The sequence below is a fragment of the Microbacterium kribbense genome (assembly GCF_039537285.1).
Lineage (GTDB): Bacteria > Actinomycetota > Actinomycetes > Actinomycetales > Microbacteriaceae > Microbacterium > Microbacterium kribbense.
Map to the genome: position 1 here is coordinate 337583 of NZ_BAABAF010000008.1, position 26910 is coordinate 364492.

The following is a 26910-nucleotide window of genomic DNA, read 5'->3' on the forward strand; positions in this document are numbered from 1 at the left end:
CCGACGCGCCCGAGAGTCAGCCCCAGGCGTCGGCGACGGCTCGGCGGATCTCGCCCAGCAGCTGCGGCAGCGCCTTGGTCTTGGCGATGATCGGGAAGAAGTTCGCGTCGGTGTCCCAGCGCGGCACGATGTGCTGATGCAGGTGCTCGTCGACGCCGGCGCCGGCGACCCGGCCCTGGTTCATGCCGATGTTGAAACCGTCGCAGCGCGACACGCGGCGCAGCACCTCCATGGCGTGCTGCGTGATCGCACCGATCTCGGCGACCTCTGCGGGGGTCGCCTGATCGTAGGTCGCGATGTGCCGGTACGGGCACACCAGCAGATGCCCCGAGTTGTACGGGAACAGGTTCAGCAGCGCGTAGCAGGTCGTCCCGCGGTGCACGATCAGCCCGTCTTCGTCGCTCTTGTGCGGCGCCGCGCAGAACGGGCAGTCGGCGTGCATCGGGGCGGCGCCGGCCTGGATGTAGACCATCCGGTGCGGCGTCCACAGCCGCTGGAATTCGTCGGGCACCCCCGCCAGCTCGCTCGCGGCCACCAGATCCGCGACCTGCTCGGCCGCGGCATCCGACTCGGTCACGCCAGATCCTCGGCGCCGTTGACCAGAACCTTGCCGTCGATCGCGCGGCGGATCAGCGCCACTGCCTCGTCGACCCGCACGCCATTGCGCCGCGATCCGTCGCGGAAGCGGAACGACACGGTGCCGCCGGCCCGGTCGGCCTCGCCGGCGATCAGCTGTAGCGGCACCTTCTGCGTCGTGTGCGTGCGGATCTTCTTCTGCATGCGGTCGTCGCTGTGGTCGACCTCGGCCCGCACGCCGTCCGCGCGCAGCCGGGCGACGATCTCATCCAGATAGTCGGCGTACTCCTCGGCGACCGGGATGCCGACGACCTGCACCGGTGACAGCCACACCGGGAACGCCCCGGCGTAGTGCTCGAGCAGGATCGCGAAGAAGCGCTCGATCGAGCCGAACAGGGCGCGGTGGATCATCACCGGCCGGTGCTTATCGCCGTCGGGGCCGGTGTACTCCAGGCCGAACCGCTCGGGCAGATTGAAGTCCAGCTGCACCGTGGCCAGCTGCCACATGCGCCCGAGGGCGTCTCGGGTCTTCAGGTCGATCTTGGGGCCGTAGAACGCCGCTTCGCCGGGGATCTCGGTCAGCTTGAGGCCGGACGCGCGGGCCACCGTGCGCAGCGCGTCGGTCGCCATCGTCCAGTGCTCCTCGTCGCCGATCCACTTCGACTTCTCGTCGTCGCGCATCGACAGCTCGAGCTCGAACTCGGTCAGGCCGAAGTCGCGCAGCATCGACAGCACGAAGTCGAGCACCTTGGTGGCCTCGTCCTCCAACTGGTCGGGGGTGACGAACAGGTGCGAGTCGTCCTGCGTGAACCCGCGCACCCGGGTCAGCCCGTGCAGCGCGCCGGAGAGCTCGTACCGGTAGACAGTGCCGTTCTCATACAGCCGCATCGGCAGGTCGCGATAGCTGCGCCCGCGCTCACGGTAGATCAGGATGTGCATCGGGCAGTTCATCGGCTTCAGGTAGTAGTCGATGCCCGCCTTGGTGATGTTGCCGTCGGCATCCCGCTCCTCGTCCAGCCGGATGGGCGGGAACATGCCCTCCTTGTAGGTGACGAGATGGTTGGACTCCAGGAACAGGTCCTTCTTGGTGATGTGCGGCGTGTACACATAGCTGTACCCGGCTTCGCGGTGCCGGCGCAGCGCGTGCTGCTCCATCTCCTGGCGGATGATGCCGCCCTTGGGGTGCCAGACGCTCAGGCCCGAGCCGATCTCGTCGGGGAAGCTGAACAGGTCCAGCTCCTTGCCCAGACGCCGATGGTCGCGCTTGGCGGCCTCGGCCAGCCGCTCCTGGTAGTCGCGCAACTCGTCCTTGGTGGCCCACGCGGTGCCATAGATGCGCTGCAGCTGCGGGTTGTGCTCGCTGCCGCGCCAGTACGCGCCGGCGACCCGGGTCAGACCCCAGCCGTTGCCGATCATGCGGGTGCTGGGCAGGTGCGGACCGCGGCAGAGGTCTTTCCACACCGTTTCGCCGTCGCGGCTGACGTTGTCGTAGATGGTCAGCTCGCCGCCGCCGACCTCGACGCTGGCGCCCTCCGTCTTCGAGGCCGCCGGGCCCTTCAGGTCGATCAGCTCGAGCTTGAACGGCTCGTTCGCGAGCTCCGCACGGGCCTGGTCGTCGGTGACGACGCGGCGGACGAAGCGCTGGCCCTCGCGCACGATGCGCTGCATCTCTTTCGTGATGGCCTTGAGATCTTCGGGGGTGAAGGGCTCTGCGACGTCGAAGTCGTAGTAGAAGCCGTCGGTGATCGGCGGGCCGATGCCGAGGTTCGTCTGCGGCCGGACGCGCTGCACGGCTTGTGCGAGCACGTGCGCCGTGGAGTGGCGCAGGATGTTCAGCCCGTCGGGGCTGTCGAGGGTGACCGGCTCGACGGCATCGGTCGCGGCGACCGTCGTGGCCAGGTCGACCAGCACCCCGCCCACGCGCATCGCGACGACCGAGCGGTCCGGGAACAGGGCGAAGCCGTCGGCGGGGTAGGTCACGTCCGACGGGTTGACGACGTCAGTCACAGGCAGATCTCCAGGTGGTGTGGCTCGGGTTGGCTCAGCTTCGCGACGCCGCAGCGCGCTGCCCGCTCGGGCCTACAGCGTTCGCGCGCCGGATGCCGCGACGTCCGCCGCACACACCTGCACGAGTTCCATGCCTCCGATTCTAGTCGCGGGCATCGCGCGCGTCAGGCGACGGTCAGATCGACCTGGATCTCGCCGGCGAGCTTCTCCAGCGCATCGACCGCGGCGGCCACATCGGCACCGGCGGCGGCCCGCGCGGTCACGGTGGCCTCGAACAGCTCGCCGCCGGACATCGGCGCCGGCGCGGTGCGGCTGGTCAGCCGGTCGATGGTGAGCCCGCCGGCGGCCACCGCCCGGGTGACGTCGCGGACCAGGCCCGGGCGGTCGTTGCCGAGCACGGTGAAGGTGACCTCCTCTCCCTGTGCCGGGGCGGTCTGCGTCGGCCCGTGGTAGGGCGTGACGTGCAGCGTGCCCTCGAGATCGCTCAGCGCTTCGGCGAGGCCGTCGCGCTTGTCGTCTGCGATCTCGACGAGCACGATGCCGGCGAAGGCGCCGGCGAGTTCGGCGAGCTCGCTGCGCTCCCAGTTGCCGCCGTGCCGGGCGACGACTTCGGCGAGGGTCTGCACGATTCCGGCGCGGTCGTCACCGACCACGGTGAGCACGAGGTAAGCCATAGCGCGAGCCTACTGCGCCGCTACGCGTGCACCGGGGCCCGATCCGCCTCGCTGCGCGATGGCGTGTCGTCGTCGGATGCCGCCGGTGCCGGCTCGGGCTGCGGCGGCGTCGCATGGGCCCGAACGCTGCGGGAGATCAGGTGCGCGGGGTGCTCGATGACCATCCAGAACAGCCAGGCCAGCAGCAGCGCCAGCGGAACCGCCGTGACCAGCGTCCACCGCATGCTGTCGGTGACGTTGGCCATCAGGATGACGATCGGCTCGTGGATCAGATACAGGCTGAACGAGATGCCGCCCAGCCACGCGACCGGCCGCCAGGTGAGGATGCGACGGACCGTCGAACAGTGCACCGCGGCGATCACGAGGATCACCGCGCCCAGCACGATCGGGGTCTGTGCGAGTACCACCGTGATGGCGTGGCCCAGCGGCGCCAGCAGCAGCCAGTGCATGCTCAGCAGCACCGTCGCCGCCAGCAGCACGGCGGTCCACACCAGCGGCCCCAGGCGGCGGGTGGTGCGGGCGACGACCCGCCCGATCCGCTCCCATTCGCCTTCCAGCGCGACGCCGACGCCGAAGATCGGCAGGTACTGCAGCGCCGGTGAGCCCGCGGCGGCGCCGACGTTGGACAGCACGATGCATACCAGCCCCAGCATCCATGCCGGGATCGCCCGCACCGCGAAGGCTGCGACCGGCAGCAGCAGCGAGAAGATCACCTCCCACCGCAGCGTCCACAGCGGTGAGACCACGCCCGAGGTGCCGCCGAGCAGGGTGATGTCTTTCACGATGTCGGCGAACGGGTAGCCGGCCGGCCGGCCGGTGAGCCAGGGGCTGTCGGTGGCGCCGTCGTGCGGCAGCAGCAGCACCAGGCAGGCGAAGGCGACCGCGCCGAACACCGGCAGGTACAGCCGCAGGATGCGGGACGGGAAGTAGGCGTACCAGCTGAACGAGCGCGAGCGGATGGCGCGGGCCAGCACGAATCCGGAGAGCACGAAGAAGACCACGACCGCCTCGGCGCCGCCCCACAGCAGGTGCAGGGGGGTGTAGATCAGCGCGTACCGCAGGGGGCTGTGCACTGCCGGGCCCCCGTAGAGAGCGGCGGCCATCGACGGCGAGACCAACAAGGTATGCCCGACCACCACGACGAGCGCCGCTATGCCCCGGAGCCCGTCGAGAGCAGACAAACGTGAAGCGGGAGGCATCCGCTTCACGCTAGCCACCGCAGGTTGGAACTTGCTGGGTACCATAAGAAAATCCCCGGCGAACCGGGGGTTTCAATTTGTGAGTGCGCGATACTGGGATCGAACCAGTGACCTCTTCCGTGTCAGGGAAGCGCGCTACCGCTGCGCCAATCGCGCCCGTACGGGCTGTTCACTTGTCCGGCGAGCCGGGAGTGGAGGTGGCGACGGGATTCGAACCCGTGTAAACGGCTTTGCAGGCCGGTGCCTAGCCACTCGGCCACGCCACCATGTGGTTCGAACACCACGGTGTGATCCTCCGGGGAGGATCCTCACACTCGAGCGGATGACGAGACTCGAACTCGCGACCCTCACCTTGGCAAGGTGATGCGCTACCAACTGCGCTACATCCGCATTTCGCATCGGATCTCTCCGGCGCTGAATTGACTTTAGCCGATCCAAAGCGCTGCGCAAAACCCGACATCCCCCGCGCGTGTCACACCGATTTGGTTCGAACAACCCCCGTTCATCCGGTAACATCGATACTCGGCCCCGCAGGGCCATGGGGCGATTGGCGCAGTTGGTAGCGCGCTTCCTTCACACGGAAGAGGTCGTCGGTTCGAGTCCGGCATCGCCCACCCACGACACCCCCGCCACGCGCATCCGGCCGGCGCGCGCGGATCAGTCCGCGACGGCCCACCCGTAGCGCCGGTGCAGCACCGCTGCGACCTTCTCGAAGCGCTCGCGGTCCAGCGCCGCCGCCTCCCGGCGCAGCCCGTACCGGTGCACGAGGTAGAACTGGTCGACGTCGACCCACGACGGCCGGCCCGCGGAATCCCAGCTGCCCGACCCGATCGACAGGAACTCGCGGTCGCCGTCATGGTCCTTGCTGGTCAGCTTCACCGCGTACACGTGCTCCTGGTCGAGCCGGCCGATCACCAGCACCGGCCGATCCTTGCCGCGGCCGTCGTTCTCTTCGAACGGCACCCACGTCCAGACGATCTCGCCGGCATCAGGTGCGCCGTCGATCTTGGGCGCGTAGCCGATCGTGAGGTCGTTTCCAGCGGGCGGCGCGATCTCGTGCGTCGCGGTGCCGCCGTCGCGGCCCGGCGTGAACTCATCAGCCGGTGGGCTCGAGCGGGGTGCCGCCCGGCGCCCCGAGATGCGGCCGGAGCGCTGTCCGCCGACCAGCAGCCGCAGGATTCGGGAAAGGATGCCGTCGCCAGAACTCATCCCGTCACCTTATCGAACGGCGTCGGACCGGCCCCGCCCGACGGCAGCCGACTCAGCTCAGAACCCGGTCGGCCGCCGGCACGGCCGGCTCCACCGGCTCGGCCGGCGCGGCCGGCGCGGCCGCCACAGCCGGGATGATCGGAATCGGCCCGCTGCCGACCGTGCCATCCGGGAACTCATAGCCGCTCTCGCCGTGCACGACGGTGTCCACGCCCGCCAGCTCGTCCTCGCTGCGGATCCGGAAGCCCATCGTCTTCTGGATGCTCCATCCGATCACCCACGAGACACCGAACGAGAAGGCCATCACCGAGATCGCGGCGATCGCCTGCACGATCAGCTGGTCGGCGTTGCCACCGACCAGCAGGCCGGTCCCGGTGGCGAACAGGCCCAGATACAGCGTGCCCAGCAGGCCGCCGACCAGGTGCACGCCGACCACGTCCAGCGAGTCGTCGATGCGCAGCAGGTACTTCAGCTCGATCGCCTTGGCGCACACGATGCCGGCGACAAGTCCCAGCAGCAGCGCCCATCCGGGCGTCAGATTCGCGCAGGCGGGGGTGATCGCCACCAGCCCGGCGACGGCGCCCGATGCCGCGCCCACGGCCGTCGGCTTGCGGCCGGTGAACCGCTCCACCAGGAGCCAGCCGAGGATGGCCGCCGCCGTCGCGCCGAGCGTGTTGATCGTGATCAGTCCGATCGGTGAACCGGATGCCGCGATCCCGCCGCCGGTGGCCGCTGCGCCGCCGTTGAACCCGAACCAGCCGAACCACAGCAGCCCCGCACCCAGCAGCACCAGCGGAACGTTGTGCGGCTTGTTGATGTGCTTGCTGAACCCGACCCGCTTGCCCAGCACGAGTGCCAGCGCCAGCGCCGCCGAACCCGCGTTGATGTGCACCGCGGTGCCGCCGGCGTAGTCGATCACATTCGCGGAGAGCCCCAGATGCGTGCCGAGCGTGGCGATCCATCCGTTCGGGTTCCACACCCACCCGGCGACCAGGAAGTAGTCGAACGTGACGAACAGCGCCACGAACGCCATCCACGCGCCGAACTTCGCACGATCCGCGATCGCGCCCGAGATCAGCGCCACCGTGATGATCGCGAACGTCGCGCCGAATGCCACGCCGACCAGGTCGACGTTCGAACTCGCCCCCGAGGCGAGGCCGGCCAGCCCGAAGTCGGCGAACGGGTCGCCGACGAACCCCACCCACCCGGTCGACACGTTCTGCATGCTGAATCCGTACAGGATCCAGAGCACCGCGACGATCCCCATCGCCCCGAAGCTCATCATCATCATGCTGACGACGCTCTTGGCCCGCACCAGCCCGCCGTAGAAGAACGCCACGCCGGGCGTCATCAGCAGCACCAGGGCCGTGGCCACGAGATACCAGGAAAGATTTCCGCTGTCCATGCGGCACAGTCTGTTCCCGGCGCGTTACCGCACACCGCGAGTAATGTTTCGCGCCGGTTACAGCCGGCCCGTGGATGTGAAGATCATGTTTCGCCGCCGGTGCGAGCGGGCCGGACTCACGAGGTGGTCAGGGCGATCAGACGCGAGACCGCCCGGAGGTACTTCTTGCGGTAGCCACCGGCGAGCATCTCCGCGCTGAACACGTCGCTGAGCGAATGCCCGGTGGCGCGGATCGGCAGCTGCGCGTCGTAGGCGCGGTCCACGAAAGCGACGAACCGCAGCGCCGCGGACTGATCGTCCAGCTGTGTCACGTCGCGCAGTCCGATCAGGCCGACATCGGTGATCAGCCGGAGGTACCGCGATGGGTGCACGCGTGCGAGGTGGGCGATGAGCTCGCCGAACACGTCATCCGACACGGCCTGAGCCCCTGCGGCGTCGGCCAGCTCCCGCTCGTAGGCGTCGGCGGTCAGGGCCGGCGCGACGCCGTCCACGGCGCGCTGCCGGTAGTCGGTGCCGTCGATGCGGATGGTTTGGAAGCGGTCCGACATCGCCTGGATCTCACGCATGAAATCCTGCGCGGCGAACCGGCCCTCCCCCAGCGCGTTCGGCGGAGTGTTGGATGTCGCGGCGAGCTTCGTGCCGCCTGAGACCAGCTCTCCCAGCATCCGGGTCATCACCATCGTGTCGCCCGGGTCGTCCAGCTCGAACTCGTCGATGCACAGCAGCTGCGAGCCGCGGAACAGCTCCACGGTCTTCTGGTAGCCCAGAGCCCCTACCAGCGCCGTGTACTCGATGAACGAGCCGAAGTACTTCCGGCGGGCCGGCGTCGCGTGGTACACAGCCGCCAGCAGGTGGGTCTTGCCGACCCCGAAACCGCCGTCCAGGTACACGCCGGGCTTGAGCTCGGCCTGCTTCTTCGCGCGGTGGAACAGCCGCGCCTTCGGCGCGGGCCCTGACGGCGAGCTGAACGCGATCAGCGTCTCTTTCGTGCTCAGCTGCGACGGATACTCCGGATCGGGCCGGTACGAGTCGAACGTGGCGGCCTCGAACTGCGGCGGCGGCACCAGGGCGGCGACCATCTCATCGCCGGTCACCACCGGGAGGCGGTCGGTCAGATGCACGATCGAAGTGGACAACGCTGCTGCTCCTGCGGGGCGGACACTCCGTCATATGCCAGAACATGACGGAGTGTGAACGAACGGGCTCGGCGCCCGAGCGGGCGGCTAATCTCGGAAGAGACGGCATCAACCCTACGCCGTCGACAAGACCGGATTTCTCTCAGAGGAGCACACCCATGGCAGTAGAGCTCGACACGTCGTCTGCGAAGTTCAGCGAGTATGCCGACCCGGGGCGACTTGTGACGGCGGATTGGCTGCAGGAGCGTCTCGGCCAGCCGGGCCTGGTCGTGGTGGAGTCCGACGAGGACGTGCTGCTGTACGAGGTCAGCCACATCCCCGGCGCGGTGAAGGTGGACTGGCACACCGAGCTGAACGACCCGGTGGTGCGCGACTACCTGGACGGTGCCGGCTTCGCCGAACTGCTCAGCAGCAAGGGCATCTCGCGAGATGACACGATCGTCATCTACGGCGACAAGAACAACTGGTGGGCGGCATACGCGCTCTGGGTGTTCTCATTGTTCGGTCACGAGGACGTCCGTCTGCTCGACGGCGGCCGCGACCTGTGGCTGGCCGAGAAGCGGCCGGTGACCACCGAGGTCCCGGTGCGCGAGCGCACTGAGTACCCCGTGGTCGAGCGCGACGACAACGAGCTGCGCGCGTTCAAGGAGGACGTGCTGGCCAACCTCGACAAGCCGCTGATCGACGTGCGCTCGCCCGAGGAGTACACCGGCGAGAAGACGCACATGCCCGACTACCCGCAGGAGAGCTCGCTGCGCGGCGGCCACATCCCGACCGCGAAGAGCGTGCCGTGGAAGCGCGCCGTGGCCGAGGACGGCACGTTCAAGGCCCGCCCCGAGCTCGAGGCGATCTACCGCACCGAGGTCGGCCTGACCGACGGCGTGCCGATCATCTCGTACTGCCGCATCGGTGAGCGCTCGAGCCACACCTGGTTCGTGCTGCAGCACCTGCTCGGCTTCGAGGATGTGCGCAACTACGACGGCTCCTGGACCGAGTGGGGCTCCGCCGTGCGCGTGCCGATCGTAACCGGCACCGAGCCGGGCGAGATCCCGGCAGACCGCTGAGCGCGCGTGGGACAATTGCAGGATGACTGAACCGCACCTGCCGGACGCCCTCGCACAGATTCGGGACGAGTTCCTGGACTTGGACGAGCCGGAGCGCCTGCAGCTTCTGCTGGAGTTCTCCCAGGAGCTGCCGGCGGTCCCGGCCCGCTACGAGGGCCACCCCGAGATGTACGAGCGGGTCAGCGAGTGCCAGTCGCCGGTGTTCATCGCCACCGAGGTCAACGACGGCATCGTCGCGCTGCACGCGACGGCGCCGGCCGAGGCCCCCACCACCCGCGGGTTCGCCAGCATCCTCGTGCAGGGCATCTCCGGACTGCCCGCCGAGGAGGTGCTGGCCATTCCCAGCGACTATGCGATGAGCCTGGGCCTGACCCGCGCGGTCTCGCCGCTGCGACTGTCGGGCATGACCGGCATGCTGGTGCGCGCGCAGCGCCAGGTGCGGGCGCTTACCTCGATCTGAACGCACACCGGCTCGGGCGCTGCCCGGGCCGGTGTGCGTCCTGCGTGCGGAGCGCCGTCACACGATGGATGACGCGCGCTCCGGCATCCGCTCCCGCACCGCCCGCCCGGTCAGGAGCGCGACGCCCAGCGCCAGCACGGCGAGCAGGTAGAGCAGGTACGTGAGATAGAACGGCGCCAGGATGCCGCACACGCCGCCGATCACGGCGACCACCTGCAGCCAGACCGGCATCCGGGTGCGCATCGCGATCACGATCGCGATGACCCCGACGCACAGCGCCGGCCCGCACACTGCGGCCAGGTTCCCGATCTCGGTGACGAGGTAGACCACGGCATGCGGAGTCTGCTCGCGCACGACGCTGCCGCCTTCTGACATCCCGACCGCGACTCCCCCGGCCAGCAGCGATCCGGCCACGCTGAGAGCGGCGCCGATGGTGGCCAGCGCCGACAGCGGTTGCCCGACGCCGGGGATCTTCCGCAGTCCCGCGCCGAACACGACCAGTGCCAGAGCCCCCAGGGCGGCGATGTACCAGACGATGAAGGCGACGGGAGCATGCGCGGCAGCGATGTAGCCGACGACTTTCGTGTCGGAGTAGTCGCCGCCGGGTGCCCCCGAGAGCATGAAGGCGACGAACGTCGCCAGGGCGTAGACGAGCAGGCCGATGCCCGCTGAGCGCGGGGCGATGGATGTGGACATTGGTTCCTCCCGAGGGTGAGCCACCCGGAGATCGGGCCGCACTCCGAACGGTAGGAGCCCGGCACCGCTGCCCGCGTCCTGCGCAGTGACGGTCTTGCTGCCGCCCGACCGGACCGGCGCAGTCGTCCGCACGGGCGAGGCAGTCCGCGCCGACGACGCCGGGATCATGCCAGAGGATGATGCGCTCGCGCAGGCCAGGTCGTACGGTGAGAGCGTGAAGCCTCCCAGCTGGGCTTTTGACCTCACGATCGCCGGCGCGGCTGCCGTCTCGGGCATCGTCGAGGCGTTCTGGGGCGTGAACGCCACCCACCTGCAGGGGCCGCCGGTCGCCGAGGCCGCTGTCTACGTGATCACGGGGCTGCTGTTGGTGATCCGCCGCGTCGCACCGTTGTGGTGCCTGGCCGCGATCACCGCCGTCAGCGTCGCGGAGTTCGCCGTCTTCGGTGCACCGGAGGGGCTCGGAGTGGCCCTGCCGGGCATCGTCGCCGGCTACTCGACCGGTCGCTACCTCGATCGGCGCAGATCGTGGTGGGGGCTCGTGCTGCTTGCCGTGCTGTGGGTCGCATGGGACGGCTTCGACCCCGTCGCGACCACCCCGCTGCTGCGCCTGCAGCAGCTCGGCTGGTTCTCGCCGTGGCTCGTGGCCTGGCTCATCGGCGCACTCGTGCGCAGCCAGATGCTGCACGCCGCGCATCGGCGGGCCGTGCGCACCGAGCAGGAGGCGCGAGCGGCGGCCGAGGAGCGCAGCCGGATCGCCCGGGAGCTGCACGATGTGATCGGGCACAGCGTCAGCGTGATGACCGTGCAGGCGTCCGCGGTGCGCCGCCGGCTCACGGCGGATCAGGTCGCCGAACGCGAGGCGCTGGAGACCGTGGAGGCCGTGGGACGGGAGGCGCTGGTCGAGATGCGGCGGGTCGTGGGGATGCTGCGCCAGGGCGACGACGACATCGACCGCCATCCTGCTCCAGGCCTGGACCAGCTCGAGACGCTGGCGGAGAAATTCCGGGCCGCCGGCCTCCCGGTCGCGGTGCACACGGCCGGCGACGGACCGGACCCGCCGCCGGGGGTGGGCCTGACCGCGTATCGCATCGCGCAGGAGGGCCTCACGAACACGCTCCGTCATGCCGACTCGCCCCACCGGGTCGACGTGACGGTGACCCGCGGAGCGGAGGGCATCGTCATCACGATCCAGGATGACGGAGCGGCCGTCGCTCCACATCCCGAGCCCGGCCACGGTCTGCTCGGCATGCGGGAGCGCGTCTCGCTGTACGGTGGCACGCTGATCGCCCACCGGCGCGATGCGGGCGGGTTCGAGCTCGTCGCCCGGCTGCCGTACACACCGGACGCCGCGCTCCGGGATGCCGTCGCACCGGAGACCACCGCGCCGGCGGCGGGCGGAGGCGCAGCGTGAGCATCGGCATCCTCATCGCCGACGACCAGGCGCTCGTGCGGCGCGGATTCCGCATGATCCTCGAGATCGAACCCGACTTCGCCGTGCTCGGCGACGCGGTCGACGGGGACGACGCGATCGCCCAGGCTCGGCTCCTGCAGCCCGACATCGTGCTCATGGATGTGCGGATGCCCGGCACCGACGGCATCGAGGCGACCCGGCGCATCCTCGCCGATCCGGCGATCGGCGACGGCACCCGCGTCGTGATGCTCACGACCTTCGACATGGACCAGTACGTGTACGACGCACTGGGGGCCGGTGCCAGCGGCTTCCTGCTGAAGGATGTGGAGCCGGAGCTGCTGGTCACCGGCATCCGCTCGGTGCACGCCGGTGAATCGCTGCTGGCCCCGAGCGTCACCCGGCGGGTGATCGCGGCGTTCCTGCAGCGGGCGCCGGTGACGGCGGATTCGACGGGCAGGATCTCGCGGCTCACACCCCGCGAGCAGCAGATCCTGCGACTGCTCGCCCGCGGACTGACCAACGCCGAGATCGCCCGGGCGCTGTTCGTGTCCGAGACGACGGTGAAGACGCACGTGGGCCGGGTGCTCGCGAAGCTCGAACTGCGCGATCGCGTGCACGCGGTGATCTACGCCTACGAGCACGGCGTCGCCGAGCCTACGGCTGAGGTGCCTCGGACGCGTCCACCGCGCTGAGCCGGTGGGCCGACAGCCACGACCGGATGCTGTCGGTCCACCGCTGCGGGTCGTAGTTCCAGAGTTTGGTGTGCCGCGCGACCTGGAACACCGCAAGCGCGACGAGGTCGGGGCGCGCCAGAAGCAGCCGGTGCGAGGCATCCGAGGGCACGAAGCCGTCGTCGTCGCTGTGCAGGATGAGAATCGGATGCCGGAGCTCGGCGGCGCGCTCCACGACATCCAGCCGGTCCAGCGGAATCCCGGACGAGCCGGTCAGCGGCTTGGCCCAATCGGTCTGGATGGCCTCCATCGCCAGGTCTGTGACCGGCGCCGGAAGCCGGCGCTGGTGCGCCTGGTAGTCCAGCACGACCCGCCAGTCCACGACCGGCGAGTCCAGAATGAGCCCCGCGATGGCGTCCCGGTGCGGCGAGGTCAGCTCCGCCTGCAGCGCGATCGCTCCTCCCATCGACCAGCCCATCAGGATGACCCTGCGCGCGCCCCGGCGCAGCGCGAAGCCGATCGCGGCATCCACGTCGCGCCATTCCGTCGCGCCCAGCGCGTAGGTGCCGCCGCGGGTGCGCGGGGCTTCACCGTCGTTGCGGTACGAGACCACCAGCATCGGGAATCCGAGCGCGGTCATCACCGGCACCGCGCGCAGGCATTCGGCGCGCTTGGTCCCGCGCCCGTGGATGCCGATCACCCAGGTGTCGGCCTGCGCGTCGGCCGGGAACAGCCATGCCGGGCAGGCTCCGATCGCCGAGCCGATCAGCTCGTCGCTGAACGGCAGATGCAGCTGCTCGGGAGTGTCGTAATACCACCCGCTGAAGGCGGCTTCGCCCTGCAGCCGCGAATCGGGCCCGATCTCGGTGAGCAGTTTGCGCGTGACGGTCTTCTCGTCGGAGCTGAGCACCGTGCCGATCTTCACGTACGACTCGGTGCCCGAGGTGAACAGACCGTAGCGGCCGGGCAGAGCCGTATCGGGCGTGCGCGCCAGGGTGATCGTCTGCGCCGCCAGGTCCAGGCCGACGATCTCGGTGTCGGGCACGCGCTCGGCCGGCCGCACCACGAGTCGGGCCATCCGCAGCGACACCAGCCCCCAGGCGGCCACAACGGCCGCCAGCGCGGTGGCGAGGACGACGATACCGGCGAGAACACCGGTGCGGAGTGCGGGTTCGGCGCCGACGGGTGCGGCGCGCCTGGAAGGCTTCATCGACGGTTCACTCTAGTCTGTCCGCGTGGCAGAACCTCTCCCCTCCACGCCCTTCGAGCATGCTGCGGCGCAGGTGCACGCCGCCTCGTTCCGGTCGGACCTCGTCGTGCGTGAGATCGCCGCACCCGCGGGCCTCGCCCCGTTCGCGCTCGCGCTGGCCGCCGATGTGCGCCCGGATGCGGCCGACGGCCAGTCGCAATACGGCACCGGCCGGTTCGTCCTGCTGCACGATCCGGACGAACCGGATGGGTGGGACGGGCCATGGCGTATCGTGAGTTTCGCACAGGCTCCGCTCGAGCCTGAGATCGGCAGCGATCCACTCCTTGCCGACGTCGCCTGGTCGTGGCTGGTCGATGCCCTCGCCTCGCGCGAGGCCGGATACCACTCGGCCGCGGGCACCGCCACCAAGACGCTCTCCCGGGGCTTCGGCTCGCTGGCCGCCGAGGGCGACGGATCCCAGATCGAGCTGCGCGCGTCCTGGTCGCCCGAGGGCGAGATGGGCGCGCACGTACAGGCGTGGGCGGAGCTGGTCTGCATGCTGGCCGGCCTGCCGCCGGGGTCGGAGGGTATCGAGGTGTTCACGGCGCGGAGGATGATGCGTGACTGACTATGACGTGCTGACCGATGCCGGCGCCCTGCGCGACGCGGCACAGGCGCTGGCCGAAGGAACCGGCCCGGTCGCGGTCGACGTCGAGCGGGCCAGCGGGTACCGCTACTCGCAGCGGGCGTACCTGGTGCAGATGTACCGGCGGGATGCCGGGGTGTTCCTGTTCGACCCGCCCGCGATCGGCGACTTCGCGCCGTTGCAGGACGTTCTGGCCGACCAGGAATGGGTGCTGCACGCCGCCAGCCAGGACCTGCCGTCCCTGCGCGAGCTGGAGCTGGTCCCCCGGACGATCTTCGATACCGAGCTGGCCGCGCGCCTGCTGGGCCACGAGCACGTGGGCCTGGGTGCGGTCGTCGAGGAGATCCTCGGCATCACGCTGGCCAAGGCCCACTCCGCCTCCGACTGGTCGACCCGCCCGCTGCCCCAGTCCTGGCTGGAGTACGCCGCGCTGGACGTGCTGCATCTGATCGACGTGCGCGATGCGCTGGATGCCGAGCTGGTGCAGCAGCAGAAGATCGGCTTCGCGCAGGAAGAGTTCGCCGCCGAGCTGACCCGGCTGCCCAAGCCTGCGCGCGAAGACCCGTGGCGGCGCCTGAGCGGCCTGCACACGCTGCACGGCCGGCGCGCGTTCGCCGTCGCCCGCGAGTTGTGGCAGGCGCGCGAGGAGTTCGCGCAGCAGCAGGATGTCTCGCCCGGCCGCCTGGTGCCCGACCGTGCACTGGTGGCCGCGGTGCGCGCCGACCCGCGCTCGAAGGGCGAGCTCGCCGGTGTGCACGAGTTCACCGGCCGGGCCAGCCGTTCGCAGCTGGACCGCTGGTGGGCGGCGATCGAGCGCGGCCGCGCGGCGGCGGATCTGCCGCTGGAGCGGCTCGGCGGCGGCGGGCTGCCGCCGGTGCGGGCGTGGCGCGACCGCAACGCCGCGGCCGACGAGCGCATCAAGGCCGCCCGGCCGGTGGTCGAGGCGCATGCGCAGGCGCTGCAGATGCCCGCCGAGAACCTGCTGACCCCCGAGCTGCTGCGCCGGGTGGCCTGGCAGCCGCCCGAGCCCGCGACGGCCGAGGCCATCGGCGACGCGCTCGCGGACCTGGGCGCGCGACGGTGGCAGATTGCAGAGACTGCACAGCTGATCGCCGATGCCTTTGTCGCTTCCGTGCAAGTGGCCGAGGATGCCCCCGCGGACGCTTCGTAGGTTGCGCACACCCGGTTCGGGGCCGGCTCTGGGCACTGCCTAGGCTGGGGTCATTCCCTAGTTTTGGAGGCATTGTGGCCGAGCTCTCGGACGTCTTCTTCGTCGATGGCATGCGCACCCCGTTCGGACGTGCCGGCGAGAAGGGCATGTACTGGAACACCCGCGCCGATGACCTCGCCGTGAAGACGACCATCGGGCTGATGGAGCGCAATCCGCAGGTGCCCGGCGAGCGGATCGACGACGTCGCCGTGGCCGCGACCAGCCAGACCGGAGACCAGGGGCTGACCCTGGGCCGCACCGTCTCGCTGCTGGCGGGCCTGCCCGAGTCGGTGCCCGGTCTCGCCATCGACCGGATGTGCGCCGGCGCGATGACCAGCGTCGCCCTGATGTCGGCATCCATCGGCACCGGAATGTACGACCTGGCCCTCGCCGGCGGCGTCGAGCACATGGGTCATCACCCGATCGGTGCCAATGCCGACCCGAATCCGCGCTTCGTGGCCGAGAAGCTGGTCGACCCGGCCGCGCTGAACATGGGCGTGACGGCCGAGCGCATCCACGACCGGTTCCCGCACCTGACGCGCGAGCGCGCCGACCGATACGGCATGCTCAGCCAGCAGAAGGTGCAGGCGGCCTACGACGCGAACAAGTTCCAGCCCGATCTGGTGCCGGTGGCCACGCGCGGCGCCGACGGCGCCTGGGGCCTGGCGACCGTCGACGAGGGGCGAAGGCCCGAGACCACGATGGAGGGTCTGGCCGGCCTGAAGACGCCGTTCCGGCCACACGGCCGGGTCACCGCCGGCACGTCGTCGCCGCTGACCGACGGTGCGACGATGTCGCTGCTGGCCGGCGGCGACGCCGTGCGCGAGCTGGGCCTTGCGCCGAAGATGAAGCTCGTCTCGTTCGCGTTCGCCGGCGTCGCCCCCGAGATCATGGGCATCGGCCCGATCCCGTCCACCGAGAAGGCGTTGCGCAAGGCGGGGCTGACGATCGACGACATCGGCCTGTTCGAGCTGAACGAGGCCTTCGCCATCCAGGTGATCTCACTGCTGGACCACTTCGGCATCGCCGATGACGACCCACGCGTCAACCAGTGGGGCGGTGCGATCGCCGTCGGCCACCCGCTGGCGGCCACCGGCGTGCGGCTGATGATCCAGCTCGCCGCCCAGTTCGCCGAGCGGCCCGACGTGCGCTATGGGCTCAACGCGATGTGCGTGGGCCTGGGCCAGGGCGGCTCGGTCATCTGGGAGAACCCCTACTACGACGGCAAGAAGAAGTGAGCGGCGCCGACATGACCGACCCGATATCCGCACAGTACGCCGACGTCGACTTCACCCCGCTGGACGCCTTCGCGGCGGACGAGGTCGTCACGCACTCCCCCGTGCAGGACGTGCGCCTGTCCTCCGGCAAGACGCTCGCTCTGATCACGCTGGACAACGGCCGTGACCACCGCCGCCCCAACACGCTCGGCCCGGCCACGCTGGCCGAGCTGCACCAGACCCTCACCGGCCTCGCACAGCGGGCCGCCTCCGGCCAGATCCAGGCGGTCGGCATCACCGGCAAGCAGTACATCCTGGCCGCCGGCGCCGACCTGTCCGACATCTCACGGCTCGACTCGAAGGCGAACGCGAAGCTGATCGCCCAGCGCGGCCACCAGGTGCTCGGCATGCTCGGTGCGCTGGGCGTGCCCACGTTCGCGTTCGTGAACGGCCTCGCCCTCGGCGGGGGTCTGGAGATCGCGCTGAACTCGTCCTACCGGACGGTGGACGCATCCGCGGCGGCCATCGCGCTGCCCGAGGTGTTCCTGGGCATCATCCCCGGCTGGGGCGGCGCCTGCCTGCTGCCGAATCTGATCGGCATCGAGAACGCACTCGAGGTCGTCGTCTCCAACCCGCTCAAGCAGAACCGGATGCTGCGCCCGCAGCAGGCGTTCGACTACGGCATCTTCGACGCGATCTTCGGAGCGGCGAACTTCCTCGAGGACTCGCTGCGCTGGGCCGACCAGGTGCTCGGCGGCCAGATCACGGTGGAGCGCAAGAACGAGCCGGGGCGCATCGAGCGCACCGTGAAGTGGCCGGCGGCGATCAAGATCGCCCGCGGCATGCTGCAGGCGCGCATCGGCACGGTGCCCCGCTCCCCCTATGCCGCCCTCGAGCTGCTGGAGAAGGCCCGCAGCGGCAACTCGCGCAAGGACAAGGCCGCCGGCTTCGCCCGCGAAGACGAGGAGCTGTCCGAACTGGTCGTCGGCGACCAGTTCGCGGCATCCATGTATGCTTTCGACCTCGTGCAGAAGCGCGCCAAGCGCCCCGTCGGCGCCCCCGACAAGGCCCTGGCCCGCAAGGTCACGATGGTGGGCGTGATCGGCGCGGGCCTGATGGCCAGCCAGTTCGCCCTGCTGTTCGTGCGCAAGCTGCAGGTCCCGGTGCTGATCACCGACCTCGACCAGGCGCGCGTGGACAAGGGCCTGGCCTACATCGGCGACGAGATCGACAAGCTCGCCGCGAAGGGCCGGATCGACTCCGACACGGCGAACAAGCTGCGCGGGCTCATCCACGGCACGACCGACAAGAGCGAATACGCCGACTGCGACTTCGTCATCGAGGCGGTCTTCGAAGAGGTCGGCGTCAAGCAGCAGGTGTTCGGCGAGATCGAGCAGATCATCGCCGAAGACGCGATCCTGGCCACCAACACGTCGTCTTTGTCGGTCGCCGAGATCGGGTCGAAGCTCGCGCACCCCGAGCGGCTGATCGGCTTCCACTTCTTCAACCCGGTCGCCGTGATGCCGCTGATCGAGATCGTGGCGACCCCGCAGAGCACGGATGCCGCGCTGTCCACGGCGTTCGTGGTCGCGCGCGGGCTCGGCAAGAGCGCCGTGCGCACCGCCGACGCCCCCGGCTTCGTCGTCAACCGGCTGCTGGCGGGCGTGATGGGCGAGGCCGCGCGGGCACTGTACGAGGGCACCCCGCTGCTGACCGTCGAGAAGGCGTTCGCTCCGCTCGGGCTGCCGATGACGCCGTTCCAGCTGATCGATCTGGTGGGCTGGAAGGTCGCCGCCCACGTGCAGGACACGATGGCGCACGCGTTCCCGGATCGGTTCTTCGCGTCGGCGAACTTCCACGAGCTGGCCGACCTGCCGCAGGTCGTCGAGAAGGACAAGAACGGTCGCGTCACCGGCTGGACCAAGGCTGCGCAGAAGGTGCTGAAGGGTGCCGTCGGCACCTCCCCGGTCGCCGAGGACGAGATCCTGCGTCGCGTGCAAGACCATCTGGCCCGCGAGATGCACCTGATGCTCACCGAAGGCGTGGTGCCCGAGGTCGAAGACATCGACCTGTGCCTGATCCTCGGCGCCGGCTGGCCGTTCATCGACGGCGGTGCGTCGCCGTACCTCGACCGCGAGGGCGCCTCCGAGCGGGTGTCCGGCGCGCCCTTCCACGACCCGAAGATCGTCGGCATCGGCGGCTGACCCGCCCGGCGCGCACGCCGTGCCCGGCGCCCGCCGAGAACCGGGTGCTCGCCGAGAACGCGCGAACTGCGCCCGCACACGGCTCAGCGACGCAGATTGCGCGGTCTCGGTGAGATCTCGGCGTTCCAGTCGGGCTCGGCCTGGCCGGATCGCCGCGCGACCGGCACGCGGGTGCCGAGCACCTGGGCCACGATGTCCTGGGCGATCTGCGGCGCGGTCAGGCCCGCGTCGGCGAGGATCTGGTCCCGGCTGGCGTGCGGGATGAACTCATCGGGCAGGCCCAGCTCGCTCACGGCGGTGTCCACCCCGGCCTCGCGCAGCACCTGCCGCATCCGGGTGCCGATGCCGCCGACCCGGATGCCGTCCTCGATCGTGACGACGAGGCGGTGGGATGCCGCCAGCTGCGTCACCGAGGGGGCGACCGGCACGACCCAGCGCGGGTCGATCACGGTCGCGCCGATGCCCTGCGCCCGCAGGGCAGCCGCGACATCCATCGCCGTGTGCGCCATCGGGCCGATGCCGATCAGCAGCACGTCCGCGCTCTCGCCGCGCGCCAGCACGTCCACGCCGTCCGGCAGACGCTCCAGAGCCGGCAGCGGCGCGCTGACGGCGCCCTTGGGGTAGCGCAGCACGGTCGGGCCGTCGTCGGTGGCGACGGCTTCACGCAGCTCCTCCCGCAGCCGCTCGGCGTCGCGCGGAGCGGCGATCCTGATGTGAGGCACCAGCTGCAGCGTCGCGAGGTCCCAGATGCCATGGTGGCTGGGGCCGTCCGGACCGGTCACGCCGGCGCGGTCGAGCACGAACGTGACGCCGGCATGGTGCAGACCGACATCCATCAGCATCTGGTCGAACGCCCGGTTCACGAACGTGGCGTACAGCGCCACCACCGGGTGCAGGCCGCCGTAAGCGAGCCCCGCCGCCGAGGCCACGGCATGCTGCTCGGCGATGCCGACGTCGTGCACGCGGTCGGCGAAGCGCTGTGCGAACGGCAGCAGCCCGGTCGGGCGCAGCATCGCGGCGGTCACCGCCACGACGTCGGCGCGCTGCGCGCCGATCTCGGCAAGCTCGGCGCCGAACACCTCGGTCCAGCTGGTCGCAGACCCCGAGCCCAGTGCGGCCCCGGTGCGCGGGTCGATCCGCCCGACCGCGTGGAACTGGTCGGCCTCGTCGTGGCGCGCCGGGCCGTAGCCGCGGCCCTTCTCGGTGATGGCGTGCACGATCACCGGGGCGCCGTACTGCTTGGCCAGGCGCAGCGTCTCGATCAGGGTCGGCAGGTCGTGTCCGTCGATCGGGCCGAGGTATTTGATGTCGAGGTTCGAGTACAGCGCCTCGTTGCCGGTGAAGCGGGACAGGAAGCCGCGCGTACCGCCGCGCAGACCGCGGTGCAGCGCGCGTCCGGCCGGGCCGAACCGTCGGAACAGGTTCGCCGACCCCTCGTCGAGCTGCCGGTAGGTCTGCGCCGTGCGCACCCGGTTCAGATACCGCGCCATCCCGCCGATCGTGGGCGCGTAGGAGCGGCCGTTGTCGTTGACGACGATCACCAGATTGCGGTCGTTGTCGTCCGAGATGTTGTTCAGCGCCTCCCACGTCATGCCGCCGGTCAGCGCGCCGTCGCCGACGACGGCCACGACGTGCCGGTCGCGGCGGCCGGTGCGCGCGAAGGCGCGCGAGATGCCGTCGGCCCAGCTCAGCGAGCTGGAGGCGTGCGAGGACTCCACGACGTCGTGCGGGCTCTCCGCCCGCTGGGGGTAGCCGGCCAGCCCCCCGCGGGCACGCAGCTGCGAGAAGTCCTGGCGGCCGGTGAGCAGCTTGTGCACGTAGGACTGGTGGCCGGTGTCGAAGACGATCGGGTCGCCGGGCGAGTCGAACACGCGGTGGATCGCGATGGTCAGCTCGACGACGCCCAGGTTCGGCCCCAGGTGTCCGCCGGTGCGCGCGACGTTGTCGATCAGGAAGCCGCGGATCTCGGCGGCGAGCTGCCTCAGCTGCGCCGTCGAGAGCGCATCGAGGTCGCGGGGACCGGAGATCGTGGGCAGGATCGCCATCGGGCTCCTTCCGCCACGGGCAGTCGCTCGGGCGCCTTCCATCCTAAGCCGCACCCCGCGCCGCCGCAGGCCCGGAAAGCCGTCGGGTCAGTAGCCGTCGTCCTCCTCGACGTGCGGCCGGTCCGCCCGGCCGTTGGAGTCGCCGCGGGCCAGCACCAGCGCCCAGATCGTGCACACCACCATGACGACCCCGAACGGGTTGGCGAAGCCCACCGCGATGCCACGCCCGGGCTCGCTCGCCCCCGTCGCAATGGTCTGCAGCCCGTCCGTCGTGATGTCGGGGATCAGCAGCCCCAGCACGAGTGCGCACCCCCACGAGACGAACAGCATCGCGAAGGTCGCGCGGCGGTGCTGGAAGCCCCGCCGGGCGGTGCGCATCACGCTGTCCGAGATGAACGCGTTCAGCACGACCAGCAGCACGCCCAGCGTGACCAGGTAGACGACGGTCAGCTGCCCCGCGACGCCGAACAGCGCACGGCCGAAGACGACCCAGGCGACGACGACCACGCCGCCCACGGCGATGAGCGCCCCGGGCAGACGTGAACGTGGCTGCATGTCCTCCACAGTAATCAGTGCGGCGCCGATCAGACCAGCGAACGCAGCACGTATTGCAGGATGCCGCCGTTGCGGTAGTAGTCGGCCTCACCGGGTGTGTCGATGCGCACATCGGCGTCGAACTCGACGGGCGCCCGACCGGAGCCGTCGGTCGCCGTGGCGACCACGTGCACGGTCTTGGGCGTGGCGCCGTCGTTGAGCTGCTCGATGCCGGTGATCGCGAACTCCTCGGTGCCGTCCAGCCCCAGGCTGTCGGCGCTCTGGCCGGCCGGGAACTGCAGCGGGATGACGCCCATGCCGATCAGGTTCGAGCGGTGGATGCGCTCGAAGCTCTCGGCGATGACCGCCTGCACGCCCAGCAGCGTGGTGCCCTTGGCCGCCCAGTCGCGCGACGAGCCGGAGCCGTACTCCTTGCCGGCCAGGACCACCAGCGGCACGCCGGCCGACTGGTAGTTCTGCGACGCGTCGTAGATGAACGCCTGCGGGCCGTCCTCCCGCGTGAAGTCGCGCGTGTAGCCGCCCTCGACGTCGGTCAGGAGCTGGTTGCGCAGCCGGATGTTCGCGAACGTGCCGCGGATCATCACCTCGTGGTTGCCCCGACGCGAGCCGTACGAGTTGAAGTCCCTGCGGTCCACACCGTGCTCGGTCAGGTAGCGACCGGCCGGACTGTCGGCCTTGATCGATCCGGCCGGCGAGATGTGGTCGGTGGTCACCGAGTCGCCGAGCTTGGCCAGCACGCGCGCACCGGCGATGTCGGTGACCGGCTGGGGCTCGGCGGTCATGCCCTCGAAGTACGGGGGCTTGCGCACGTAGGTCGAGGCATCCGCCCACTCGAAGGTCGCGCCCACCGGCGTCGGCAGCGCACGCCAGCGGTCGTCGCCGTCGAACACCGACGCGTATTCGCGGGTGAACATCTCGGTGTCGATCGACGACTCGATGGTCGCCTCCACCTCGTCGGCGGCGGGCCAGATGTCCTTCAGGAAGACGTCCTGCCCATCGGTGTCGGTGCCCAGCGCGTCGGCCTCGAAGTCGAAGTTCATCGTGCCGGCCAGGGCGTAGGCGATCACCAGCGGCGGCGAGGCGAGGTAGTTCATCTTCACGTCCGGGTTGATCCGGCCTTCGAAGTTGCGGTTGCCGCTGAGCACCGCGGTCACCGCCAGGTCGCTCCGGCCTACGGCGGCCGAGATCTCCTCGATCAGCGGACCGGAGTTGCCGATGCACGTGGTGCAGCCGTAGCCGACCGTGTAGAAGCCGAGCTTCTCGAGGTCCTCGGTCAGCCCCGACTTGTTGTAGTACTCGGTGACGACCTTCGAGCCCGGGGCCAGTGTGGTCTTGACCCACGGCTTCACCTTCAGACCCTTGTGCGCCGCATTGCGGGCCAGCAGGCCCGCCGCGAGCATCACGGACGGGTTGGAGGTGTTGGTGCACGAGGTGATCGCGGCGATCGTGACCGCGCCGTGGTCGATCGTGAACTTCTCACCGTCGGCCAGCTCGACCGGGGTCGGGTGCGAGGCCGTGGCCGGCGCGTGCGAGCGGTGGTGATGGTGGTGCTCGCTGTGCGCGTCCTCGGGCGTGTTCGAGGGCGGGTCGGATGCCGGGAACGACTCGGACACCTCGAGGTCGACCAGGTCGTGCTCGACGTCGGCGTAGTTGAGCAGGTCCTTCTCGAAGCGCTGCTTCGACTCGGACAGCAGGATGCGGTCCTGCGGGCGCTTGGGCCCGGCGATGGAGGGGACCACGGTGGACAGGTCCAGCTCGAGGTACTCGCTGAACACCGGTTCGGCGCCCGGGTCGTGCCACAGGTGCTGCTCGTGCGCGTAGGCGCGCACCAGATCGACCTGCTCTTCGCTGCGGCCGGTCAGCCGCAGGTAGTCCAGCGTGACGTCGTCGATCGGGAAGATCGCGGCGGTGGAGCCGAACTCGGGGCTCATGTTGCCGATAGTGGCGCGGTTGGCCAGCGGCACGGAGGCGACGCCGGCGCCGTAGAACTCGACGAACTTGCCGACGACGCCGTGCCGGCGCAGCATGTCGGTGATGTTCAGCACGACGTCGGTGGCGGTGACGCCTGCGGGGATCTCGCCGGACAGCTTGAAGCCGACCACGCGCGGGATCAGCATCGACACGGGCTGGCCGAGCATGGCCGCCTCGGCCTCGATGCCGCCGACGCCCCAGCCGAGCACCCCCAGCCCGTTGACCATCGTGGTGTGCGAATCGGTGCCGACCAGGCTGTCGGGGTATGCCTGGAGCACGCCGCCCACCTCGCGGGTGAAGGTCACCCGCGCCAGGTACTCGATGTTGACCTGGTGCACGATGCCGGTCCCCGGGGGGACGACCTTGAAGTCGTCGAAGGCGGTCTGGCCCCAGCGCAGGAACTGGTACCGCTCGCCGTTGCGCTGGTACTCGATCTCGACGTTGCGCTGGAAGGAGTCCGGCGTGCCGAACAGGTCCGCGATGACGGAGTGGTCGATGACCAGCTCGGACGGTGAGAGCGGGTTGATCTTGGTCGGGTCGCCGCCCAGGTCGACCATCGCCTCGCGCATCGTGGCGAGGTCGACGATGCAGGGCACACCGGTGAAATCCTGCATGAGCACGCGCGACGGCGTGAACTGGATCTCGGTGTCGGGCTCCGCCTGCGGGTCCCAGTCGCCCAGGGCCCGGATCTGGGATGCCGTCACGTTCTTGCCGTCCTCGGTGCGCAGCTGGTTCTCCAGCAGCACCTTCAGACTGTACGGGAGCTTCGCATAGCCGTCGACGGCGTCGATGCGGTAGATCTCGTAGTCGGTGCTGCCGACCGTCAGGGTGCTCTTGGCACCGAAGCTGTCAACCGTGGACACGTCTGGCTCCTTCGTCGGCGGAGGGTGGTCGGGCCAGCGCCCGCGGTCCCCATCCTGTCCCGCTCGGGCGCGGAGCGCCAGTGAGGGCGACCTCATCGCGAGCGGGCAATTTATCTTGATGTCAAGATAAATATAGCATCCGCCCCGCGCCGCTACACGTCGGACGCGCCGGCGTCCGCCTTCGGGTACAGCCCGCGCACGGCGAGCCAGGTGACCGCCACCATGGGCGCGAACAGCGGCAGTCCCATGATCAGCTTCAGGGTGCCCAGGGCCGTGACCTGGTCGGTCAGGAACAGCGGCAGCTCGACGGCCAGGCGCAACGCGAACAGCCCCGCCCACCCGATCGTCAGCCAGAAGAAGACACGCCGCTTGCGGGCGTCCTGCCGCCATGCCGTGCCGTCGTTCATGAGCCAGCCGACGGCCAGGCCGATCAGCGGCCAGCCGATCAGGGCCGAGACGAGCGCTGCAGTGCCGTAGGCGCCGTTGGTGACCAGGCCCAGAATGAAGTTGTCGGCGGCGCGGCCGGTCCACAGCGCGAGCCCGGCGGCGGCGGCGGTCGCGATGAGCCCGCCGAGCGCGGCGGCCGCGGGCGACCGGCCGATCAGCCGGGCGAGCGTGAACACGACGGCGAGCCCGACCGACAGTCCGACCGCCAGCCACAGGTTGCCCTGGCCGGTGGCGGGATCGACGGTGACCGTCCACACGACGATGAACACGAGGGTGGGCAGCACCGATTCGAGGATGCCGCGCCAGCCGCCCATGGCACGCCAGACCAGGTGCCCGGTGCTGGTGGCCTGCGCGGGGTCCAGCCCCGCGCGCCGCGCCGCGCCGCCGAGGGCCGCGCCGATCAGCTCGGATGCCGCCGGCTGCCCGGCGTCGCGCGCAGCATCCGGCTCGTCGTCGGCGGCTGTCTCATGCGGGTCGTTGCCGCGGGCGTCGGCTGCGCTCACGCCGCGCCCGGCGTGGACGGCATCTTCAGCGGGATCAGGTCGCGCGGGGGCATCGGCGAGCCGCCGCGCACGACGACGATCGAGCGGAACAGGTCCTCGACCTGCGCCGCGGCAGCCACGTCACTGGTGGCCGCTCCCCCGACCACGCCGCGCAGGAACCAGCGCGGGCCGTCGACGCCGACGAAGCGCGCCAGGCGGCGTCCGGTGGTGCCGTCAGGGGCCGCCACCGGCACTTCGGCGAGCAGCTCCGCGCCCAGCGGGCCGTCGCGCTCCTCGACGCGGCCGCCCTGCTCGCGCACCTGCTGGCGGATCTGCTCGCGGGTCTCGTCCCACAGCCCGCTCGAGCGCGGTGCCGCGAACGGCTGCACCTGCAGCGTCGAGTCGGCGTAGTCCAGGCCGACCGCGACGATGCGCTGCGACTGCTCCTCGACCTCCAGGCGCAGGTTCAGGCCCGCCCGCGGCAGGATCTTGATTCCACCCAGGTCGATGAACGGCTGGACGGGATTGGCCTCGGAGTCGTCGAACGGGCCGGCCGTGGCGCGGTCCTCGGGGGCGGACTTGCCGGCGGCGGCAGCCGGGGTGGCATCGGTCATGAGGAGATCCTCGCTTCGTTCTGGTAGCCGGTGGAGCCGAACCCGCGCGCGCCGCGCGCGGTCTCGTCCAGCTCGTCGACCGGGATGAACCGCGCGCGCGAGACCGGCATCACGATCAGCTGTGCGATGCGATCGCCCGGGGCGATGTCGTAGGGCTCGCTCGCGTCGGTGTTCAGCAGCGTCACCTTCAGCTCGCCGCGGTAGCCGGCATCCACCGTCCCCGGTGAGTTGACGATCGTGATGCCATGCCGGGTGGCCAGGCCGCTGCGCGGCACGACGAACCCGACGTAGCCGTCCGGCAGGGCGATGCGCACGCCGGTGCCCACCAGCGCGCGCTGGCCGGGCTGCAGCCGCAGCGCCTCGGTCGAGACCAGATCCGCGCCGGCATCGCCCGGGTGCGCGTATGCCGGAAGCTCGGGGGCGATAATGGGGACGTCCACGGTTTCGGTCACTCAACGAGGGTAATGCAGAAGACAACTCCCGGCGCCACTTCAGGCTCCGCCATCAGATATCACGAGCGCCTGACACCATCGCTGTGGGTGATCGTCAGCGCCGCGGTGGTCGCCCCGATGGCCATGATGGTCTTCGTGCCGTTCGACAAGACGCTCGCCATGGCCGTCGGCGTGCTGGTGGCCGTCGGGGTGGTGGCACTGCTGATCGGCACCGCTCCCCGCATCGAGGTGCGCGGCGGCGTGCTGTACGCCGGGCGCGCCCACATCGGGGTCGACCTGCTCGGCGAGGCGCAGGCCTATGCGGGCCCGCAGGCCCGGTTCCTGCGTGGCCCGGGGCTGGAGCGGGCCGCCTGGCATCTGATCCGCGGCGGCATCGACGGCGTGGCCCGGGTGGCCGTCACCGACCCCGACGACCCGGCACCGGTCTGGGTGATCTCATCGCGCACGCCCGACCGTCTCGTGGTGGCGATCCGCCGCGCCCAGCGGGCCACGGCGGATCACAGCTGA

The 26910-nt window shown here is 70.3% G+C and carries 24 protein-coding genes and 4 tRNA genes; 10 read left to right on the top strand and 18 right to left on the bottom strand.

Annotation, left to right across the window (positions count from 1 at the left end; all coding sequences use genetic code 11):
- Nucleotides 1-16 precede the first annotated feature (16 nt).
- The 7 genes from ABD705_RS12680 to ABD705_RS12710 all read right to left on the bottom strand — a co-directional run bounded on the left by ABD705_RS12680 (nt 17) and on the right by ABD705_RS12710 (nt 4846).
- Nucleotides 17-577 (bottom strand): HIT family protein, encoded by a 561-nt coding sequence (locus tag ABD705_RS12680; protein WP_344784122.1) that lies wholly within the window; start codon nt 575-577, stop codon nt 17-19.
- Nucleotides 574-2502, bottom strand: coding sequence for a threonine--tRNA ligase (gene thrS / locus ABD705_RS12685; protein ID WP_344784285.1), 1929 nt, complete (start codon nt 2500-2502; stop codon nt 574-576). The genes ABD705_RS12680 and thrS overlap by 4 nt, the downstream gene beginning before the upstream one ends.
- Before the next feature lie 245 nt (nt 2503-2747).
- Nucleotides 2748-3257: a glycine cleavage system transcriptional repressor gene (locus ABD705_RS12690; protein WP_344784123.1), complete on the bottom strand. Its 510-nt coding sequence runs from the start codon at nt 3255-3257 to the stop codon at nt 2748-2750.
- A gap of 20 nt (nt 3258-3277) precedes the next feature.
- Nucleotides 3278-4456: an acyltransferase family protein gene (locus ABD705_RS12695; RefSeq protein WP_344784124.1), complete on the bottom strand. Its 1179-nt coding sequence runs from the start codon at nt 4454-4456 to the stop codon at nt 3278-3280.
- 84 nt (nt 4457-4540) lie between these two features.
- Nucleotides 4541-4612, bottom strand: a tRNA-Val gene (locus ABD705_RS12700).
- A 36-nt stretch (nt 4613-4648) separates the two neighbouring features.
- Nucleotides 4649-4722, bottom strand: a tRNA-Cys gene (locus ABD705_RS12705).
- A 51-nt stretch (nt 4723-4773) separates the two neighbouring features.
- Nucleotides 4774-4846: transfer RNA gene (locus ABD705_RS12710), tRNA-Gly, on the bottom strand.
- A 151-nt stretch (nt 4847-4997) separates the two neighbouring features.
- Between ABD705_RS12710 and ABD705_RS12715 the strand changes: the two genes are divergently transcribed.
- A tRNA-Val gene (locus ABD705_RS12715) sits at nt 4998-5070 on the top strand.
- 43 nt (nt 5071-5113) lie between these two features.
- Here the strand turns inward: ABD705_RS12715 and ABD705_RS12720 are convergent.
- From ABD705_RS12720 to zapE, 3 genes are all read right to left on the bottom strand, one after another.
- Nucleotides 5114-5665 carry a type II toxin-antitoxin system PemK/MazF family toxin gene (locus ABD705_RS12720; protein ID WP_344784126.1) on the bottom strand — a complete coding sequence of 184 codons (552 nt, stop codon included), beginning with the start codon at nt 5663-5665 and terminating at the stop codon, nt 5114-5116.
- 52 nt (nt 5666-5717) lie between these two features.
- Nucleotides 5718-7070 carry an ammonium transporter gene (locus tag ABD705_RS12725; protein ID WP_344784128.1) on the bottom strand — a complete coding sequence of 451 codons (1353 nt, stop codon included), beginning with the start codon at nt 7068-7070 and terminating at the stop codon, nt 5718-5720.
- Between the two features lie 116 nt (nt 7071-7186).
- The gene (gene zapE, locus ABD705_RS12730; RefSeq protein ID WP_344784287.1) at nt 7187-8149 is read right to left on the bottom strand and encodes a cell division protein ZapE; all 963 of its coding nucleotides are present in this window, start codon (nt 8147-8149) and stop codon (nt 7187-7189) included.
- Between the two features lie 215 nt (nt 8150-8364).
- Between zapE and ABD705_RS12735 the strand changes: the two genes are divergently transcribed.
- Nucleotides 8365-9270, top strand: coding sequence for a sulfurtransferase (locus ABD705_RS12735; protein ID WP_344784130.1), 906 nt, complete (start codon nt 8365-8367; stop codon nt 9268-9270).
- Nucleotides 9271-9292: 22 nt separating this feature from the next.
- Entirely contained in the window at nt 9293-9730 is a 438-nt protein-coding gene (locus tag ABD705_RS12740; RefSeq protein WP_344784132.1) for a SufE family protein, read from the top strand.
- Nucleotides 9731-9787: 57 nt separating this feature from the next.
- Here ABD705_RS12740 and ABD705_RS12745 read toward each other — a convergent pair whose 3' ends face one another.
- Entirely contained in the window at nt 9788-10426 is a 639-nt protein-coding gene (locus ABD705_RS12745; RefSeq protein ID WP_344784134.1) for a hypothetical protein, read from the bottom strand.
- A 214-nt stretch (nt 10427-10640) separates the two neighbouring features.
- Here ABD705_RS12745 and ABD705_RS12750 point away from each other — a divergent pair, with 214 nt between their 5' ends.
- Nucleotides 10641-11837 (top strand): sensor histidine kinase, encoded by a 1197-nt coding sequence (locus ABD705_RS12750; RefSeq protein WP_344784136.1) that lies wholly within the window; start codon nt 10641-10643, stop codon nt 11835-11837.
- Nucleotides 11834-12529 carry a response regulator gene (locus tag ABD705_RS12755; protein ID WP_344784138.1) on the top strand — a complete coding sequence of 232 codons (696 nt, stop codon included), beginning with the start codon at nt 11834-11836 and terminating at the stop codon, nt 12527-12529. The genes ABD705_RS12750 and ABD705_RS12755 overlap by 4 nt, the downstream gene beginning before the upstream one ends.
- On the opposite strand, the gene ABD705_RS12760 is transcribed toward ABD705_RS12755, so the two are convergent.
- On the bottom strand, nt 12492-13718 hold the full coding sequence (locus tag ABD705_RS12760) for an alpha/beta hydrolase family protein (RefSeq protein WP_344784139.1): 1227 nt from the start codon (nt 13716-13718) through the stop codon (nt 12492-12494). The two genes, ABD705_RS12755 and ABD705_RS12760, sit on opposite strands and share 38 nt — an antisense overlap.
- A 25-nt stretch (nt 13719-13743) precedes the next feature.
- On the opposite strand from ABD705_RS12760, the gene ABD705_RS12765 reads away from it, so the two are divergent.
- The 4 genes from ABD705_RS12765 to ABD705_RS12780 all read left to right on the top strand — a co-directional run bounded on the left by ABD705_RS12765 (nt 13744) and on the right by ABD705_RS12780 (nt 18974).
- Nucleotides 13744-14325 (top strand): DUF3000 domain-containing protein, encoded by a 582-nt coding sequence (locus ABD705_RS12765; RefSeq protein ID WP_344784141.1) that lies wholly within the window; start codon nt 13744-13746, stop codon nt 14323-14325.
- Nucleotides 14318-15514, top strand: a complete 1197-nt coding sequence (locus tag ABD705_RS12770; RefSeq protein WP_344784143.1) for a ribonuclease D — start codon at nt 14318-14320, stop codon at nt 15512-15514. Before ABD705_RS12765 ends, ABD705_RS12770 begins: the two co-directional genes overlap by 8 nt.
- A 74-nt stretch (nt 15515-15588) precedes the next feature.
- On the top strand, nt 15589-16791 hold the full coding sequence (locus tag ABD705_RS12775; RefSeq protein WP_344784145.1) for a thiolase family protein: 1203 nt from the start codon (nt 15589-15591) through the stop codon (nt 16789-16791).
- 11 nt (nt 16792-16802) lie between these two features.
- The gene (locus tag ABD705_RS12780) at nt 16803-18974 is read left to right on the top strand and encodes a 3-hydroxyacyl-CoA dehydrogenase NAD-binding domain-containing protein (protein ID WP_344784147.1); all 2172 of its coding nucleotides are present in this window, start codon (nt 16803-16805) and stop codon (nt 18972-18974) included.
- Nucleotides 18975-19057: 83 nt separating this feature from the next.
- Here the strand turns inward: ABD705_RS12780 and dxs are convergent, their stop codons facing one another.
- The 6 genes from dxs to dut all read right to left on the bottom strand — a co-directional run bounded on the left by dxs (nt 19058) and on the right by dut (nt 26403).
- The gene (dxs, locus tag ABD705_RS12785; RefSeq protein ID WP_344784149.1) at nt 19058-21019 is read right to left on the bottom strand and encodes a 1-deoxy-D-xylulose-5-phosphate synthase; all 1962 of its coding nucleotides are present in this window, start codon (nt 21017-21019) and stop codon (nt 19058-19060) included.
- Nucleotides 21020-21106: 87 nt separating this feature from the next.
- A complete protein-coding gene (locus ABD705_RS12790; RefSeq protein ID WP_344784151.1) occupies nt 21107-21574 on the bottom strand; it encodes a hypothetical protein in 468 nt (155 codons plus the stop codon).
- A 29-nt stretch (nt 21575-21603) separates the two neighbouring features.
- Nucleotides 21604-24408 (bottom strand): aconitate hydratase AcnA, encoded by a 2805-nt coding sequence (gene acnA, locus ABD705_RS12795; protein WP_344784153.1) that lies wholly within the window; start codon nt 24406-24408, stop codon nt 21604-21606.
- Nucleotides 24409-24560: 152 nt separating this feature from the next.
- On the bottom strand, nt 24561-25358 hold the full coding sequence (locus ABD705_RS12800; protein ID WP_425562080.1) for a DUF3159 domain-containing protein: 798 nt from the start codon (nt 25356-25358) through the stop codon (nt 24561-24563).
- Nucleotides 25355-25951, bottom strand: a complete 597-nt coding sequence (locus ABD705_RS12805) for a DUF3710 domain-containing protein (RefSeq protein WP_344784155.1) — start codon at nt 25949-25951, stop codon at nt 25355-25357. Before ABD705_RS12805 ends, ABD705_RS12800 begins: the two co-directional genes overlap by 4 nt.
- Nucleotides 25948-26403, bottom strand: coding sequence for a dUTP diphosphatase (gene dut / locus ABD705_RS12810; protein WP_344784156.1), 456 nt, complete (start codon nt 26401-26403; stop codon nt 25948-25950). Before dut ends, ABD705_RS12805 begins: the two co-directional genes overlap by 4 nt.
- A 12-nt stretch (nt 26404-26415) precedes the next feature.
- Between dut and ABD705_RS12815 the strand changes: the two genes are divergently transcribed.
- Nucleotides 26416-26910 (top strand): DUF3093 domain-containing protein, encoded by a 495-nt coding sequence (locus ABD705_RS12815; RefSeq protein ID WP_344784158.1) that lies wholly within the window; start codon nt 26416-26418, stop codon nt 26908-26910.

Coding starts and splice junctions, on each gene's coding strand:
- dxs (WP_344784149.1), bottom strand. CDS start 21,019: ATGGCGATCCTGCCCACGATCTCCGGTCCCCGCGACCTCGATGCGCTC.
- ABD705_RS12815 (WP_344784158.1), top strand. CDS start 26,416: ATGCAGAAGACAACTCCCGGCGCCACTTCAGGCTCCGCCATCAGATAT.
- ABD705_RS12740 (WP_344784132.1), top strand. CDS start 9,293: ATGACTGAACCGCACCTGCCGGACGCCCTCGCACAGATTCGGGACGAG.
- thrS (WP_344784285.1), bottom strand. CDS start 2,502: ATGCGCGTGGGCGGGGTGCTGGTCGACCTGGCCACGACGGTCGCCGCG.
- ABD705_RS12760 (WP_344784139.1), bottom strand. CDS start 13,718: ATGAAGCCTTCCAGGCGCGCCGCACCCGTCGGCGCCGAACCCGCACTC.
- ABD705_RS12735 (WP_344784130.1), top strand. CDS start 8,365: ATGGCAGTAGAGCTCGACACGTCGTCTGCGAAGTTCAGCGAGTATGCC.
- ABD705_RS12725 (WP_344784128.1), bottom strand. CDS start 7,070: ATGGACAGCGGAAATCTTTCCTGGTATCTCGTGGCCACGGCCCTGGTG.
- ABD705_RS12745 (WP_344784134.1), bottom strand. CDS start 10,426: ATGTCCACATCCATCGCCCCGCGCTCAGCGGGCATCGGCCTGCTCGTC.
- ABD705_RS12695 (WP_344784124.1), bottom strand. CDS start 4,456: ATGCCTCCCGCTTCACGTTTGTCTGCTCTCGACGGGCTCCGGGGCATA.
- ABD705_RS12690 (WP_344784123.1), bottom strand. CDS start 3,257: ATGGCTTACCTCGTGCTCACCGTGGTCGGTGACGACCGCGCCGGAATC.
- ABD705_RS12790 (WP_344784151.1), bottom strand. CDS start 21,574: ATGCAGCCACGTTCACGTCTGCCCGGGGCGCTCATCGCCGTGGGCGGC.
- ABD705_RS12780 (WP_344784147.1), top strand. CDS start 16,803: ATGACCGACCCGATATCCGCACAGTACGCCGACGTCGACTTCACCCCG.
- ABD705_RS12720 (WP_344784126.1), bottom strand. CDS start 5,665: ATGAGTTCTGGCGACGGCATCCTTTCCCGAATCCTGCGGCTGCTGGTC.
- zapE (WP_344784287.1), bottom strand. CDS start 8,149: ATGGTCGCCGCCCTGGTGCCGCCGCCGCAGTTCGAGGCCGCCACGTTC.
- ABD705_RS12805 (WP_344784155.1), bottom strand. CDS start 25,951: ATGACCGATGCCACCCCGGCTGCCGCCGCCGGCAAGTCCGCCCCCGAG.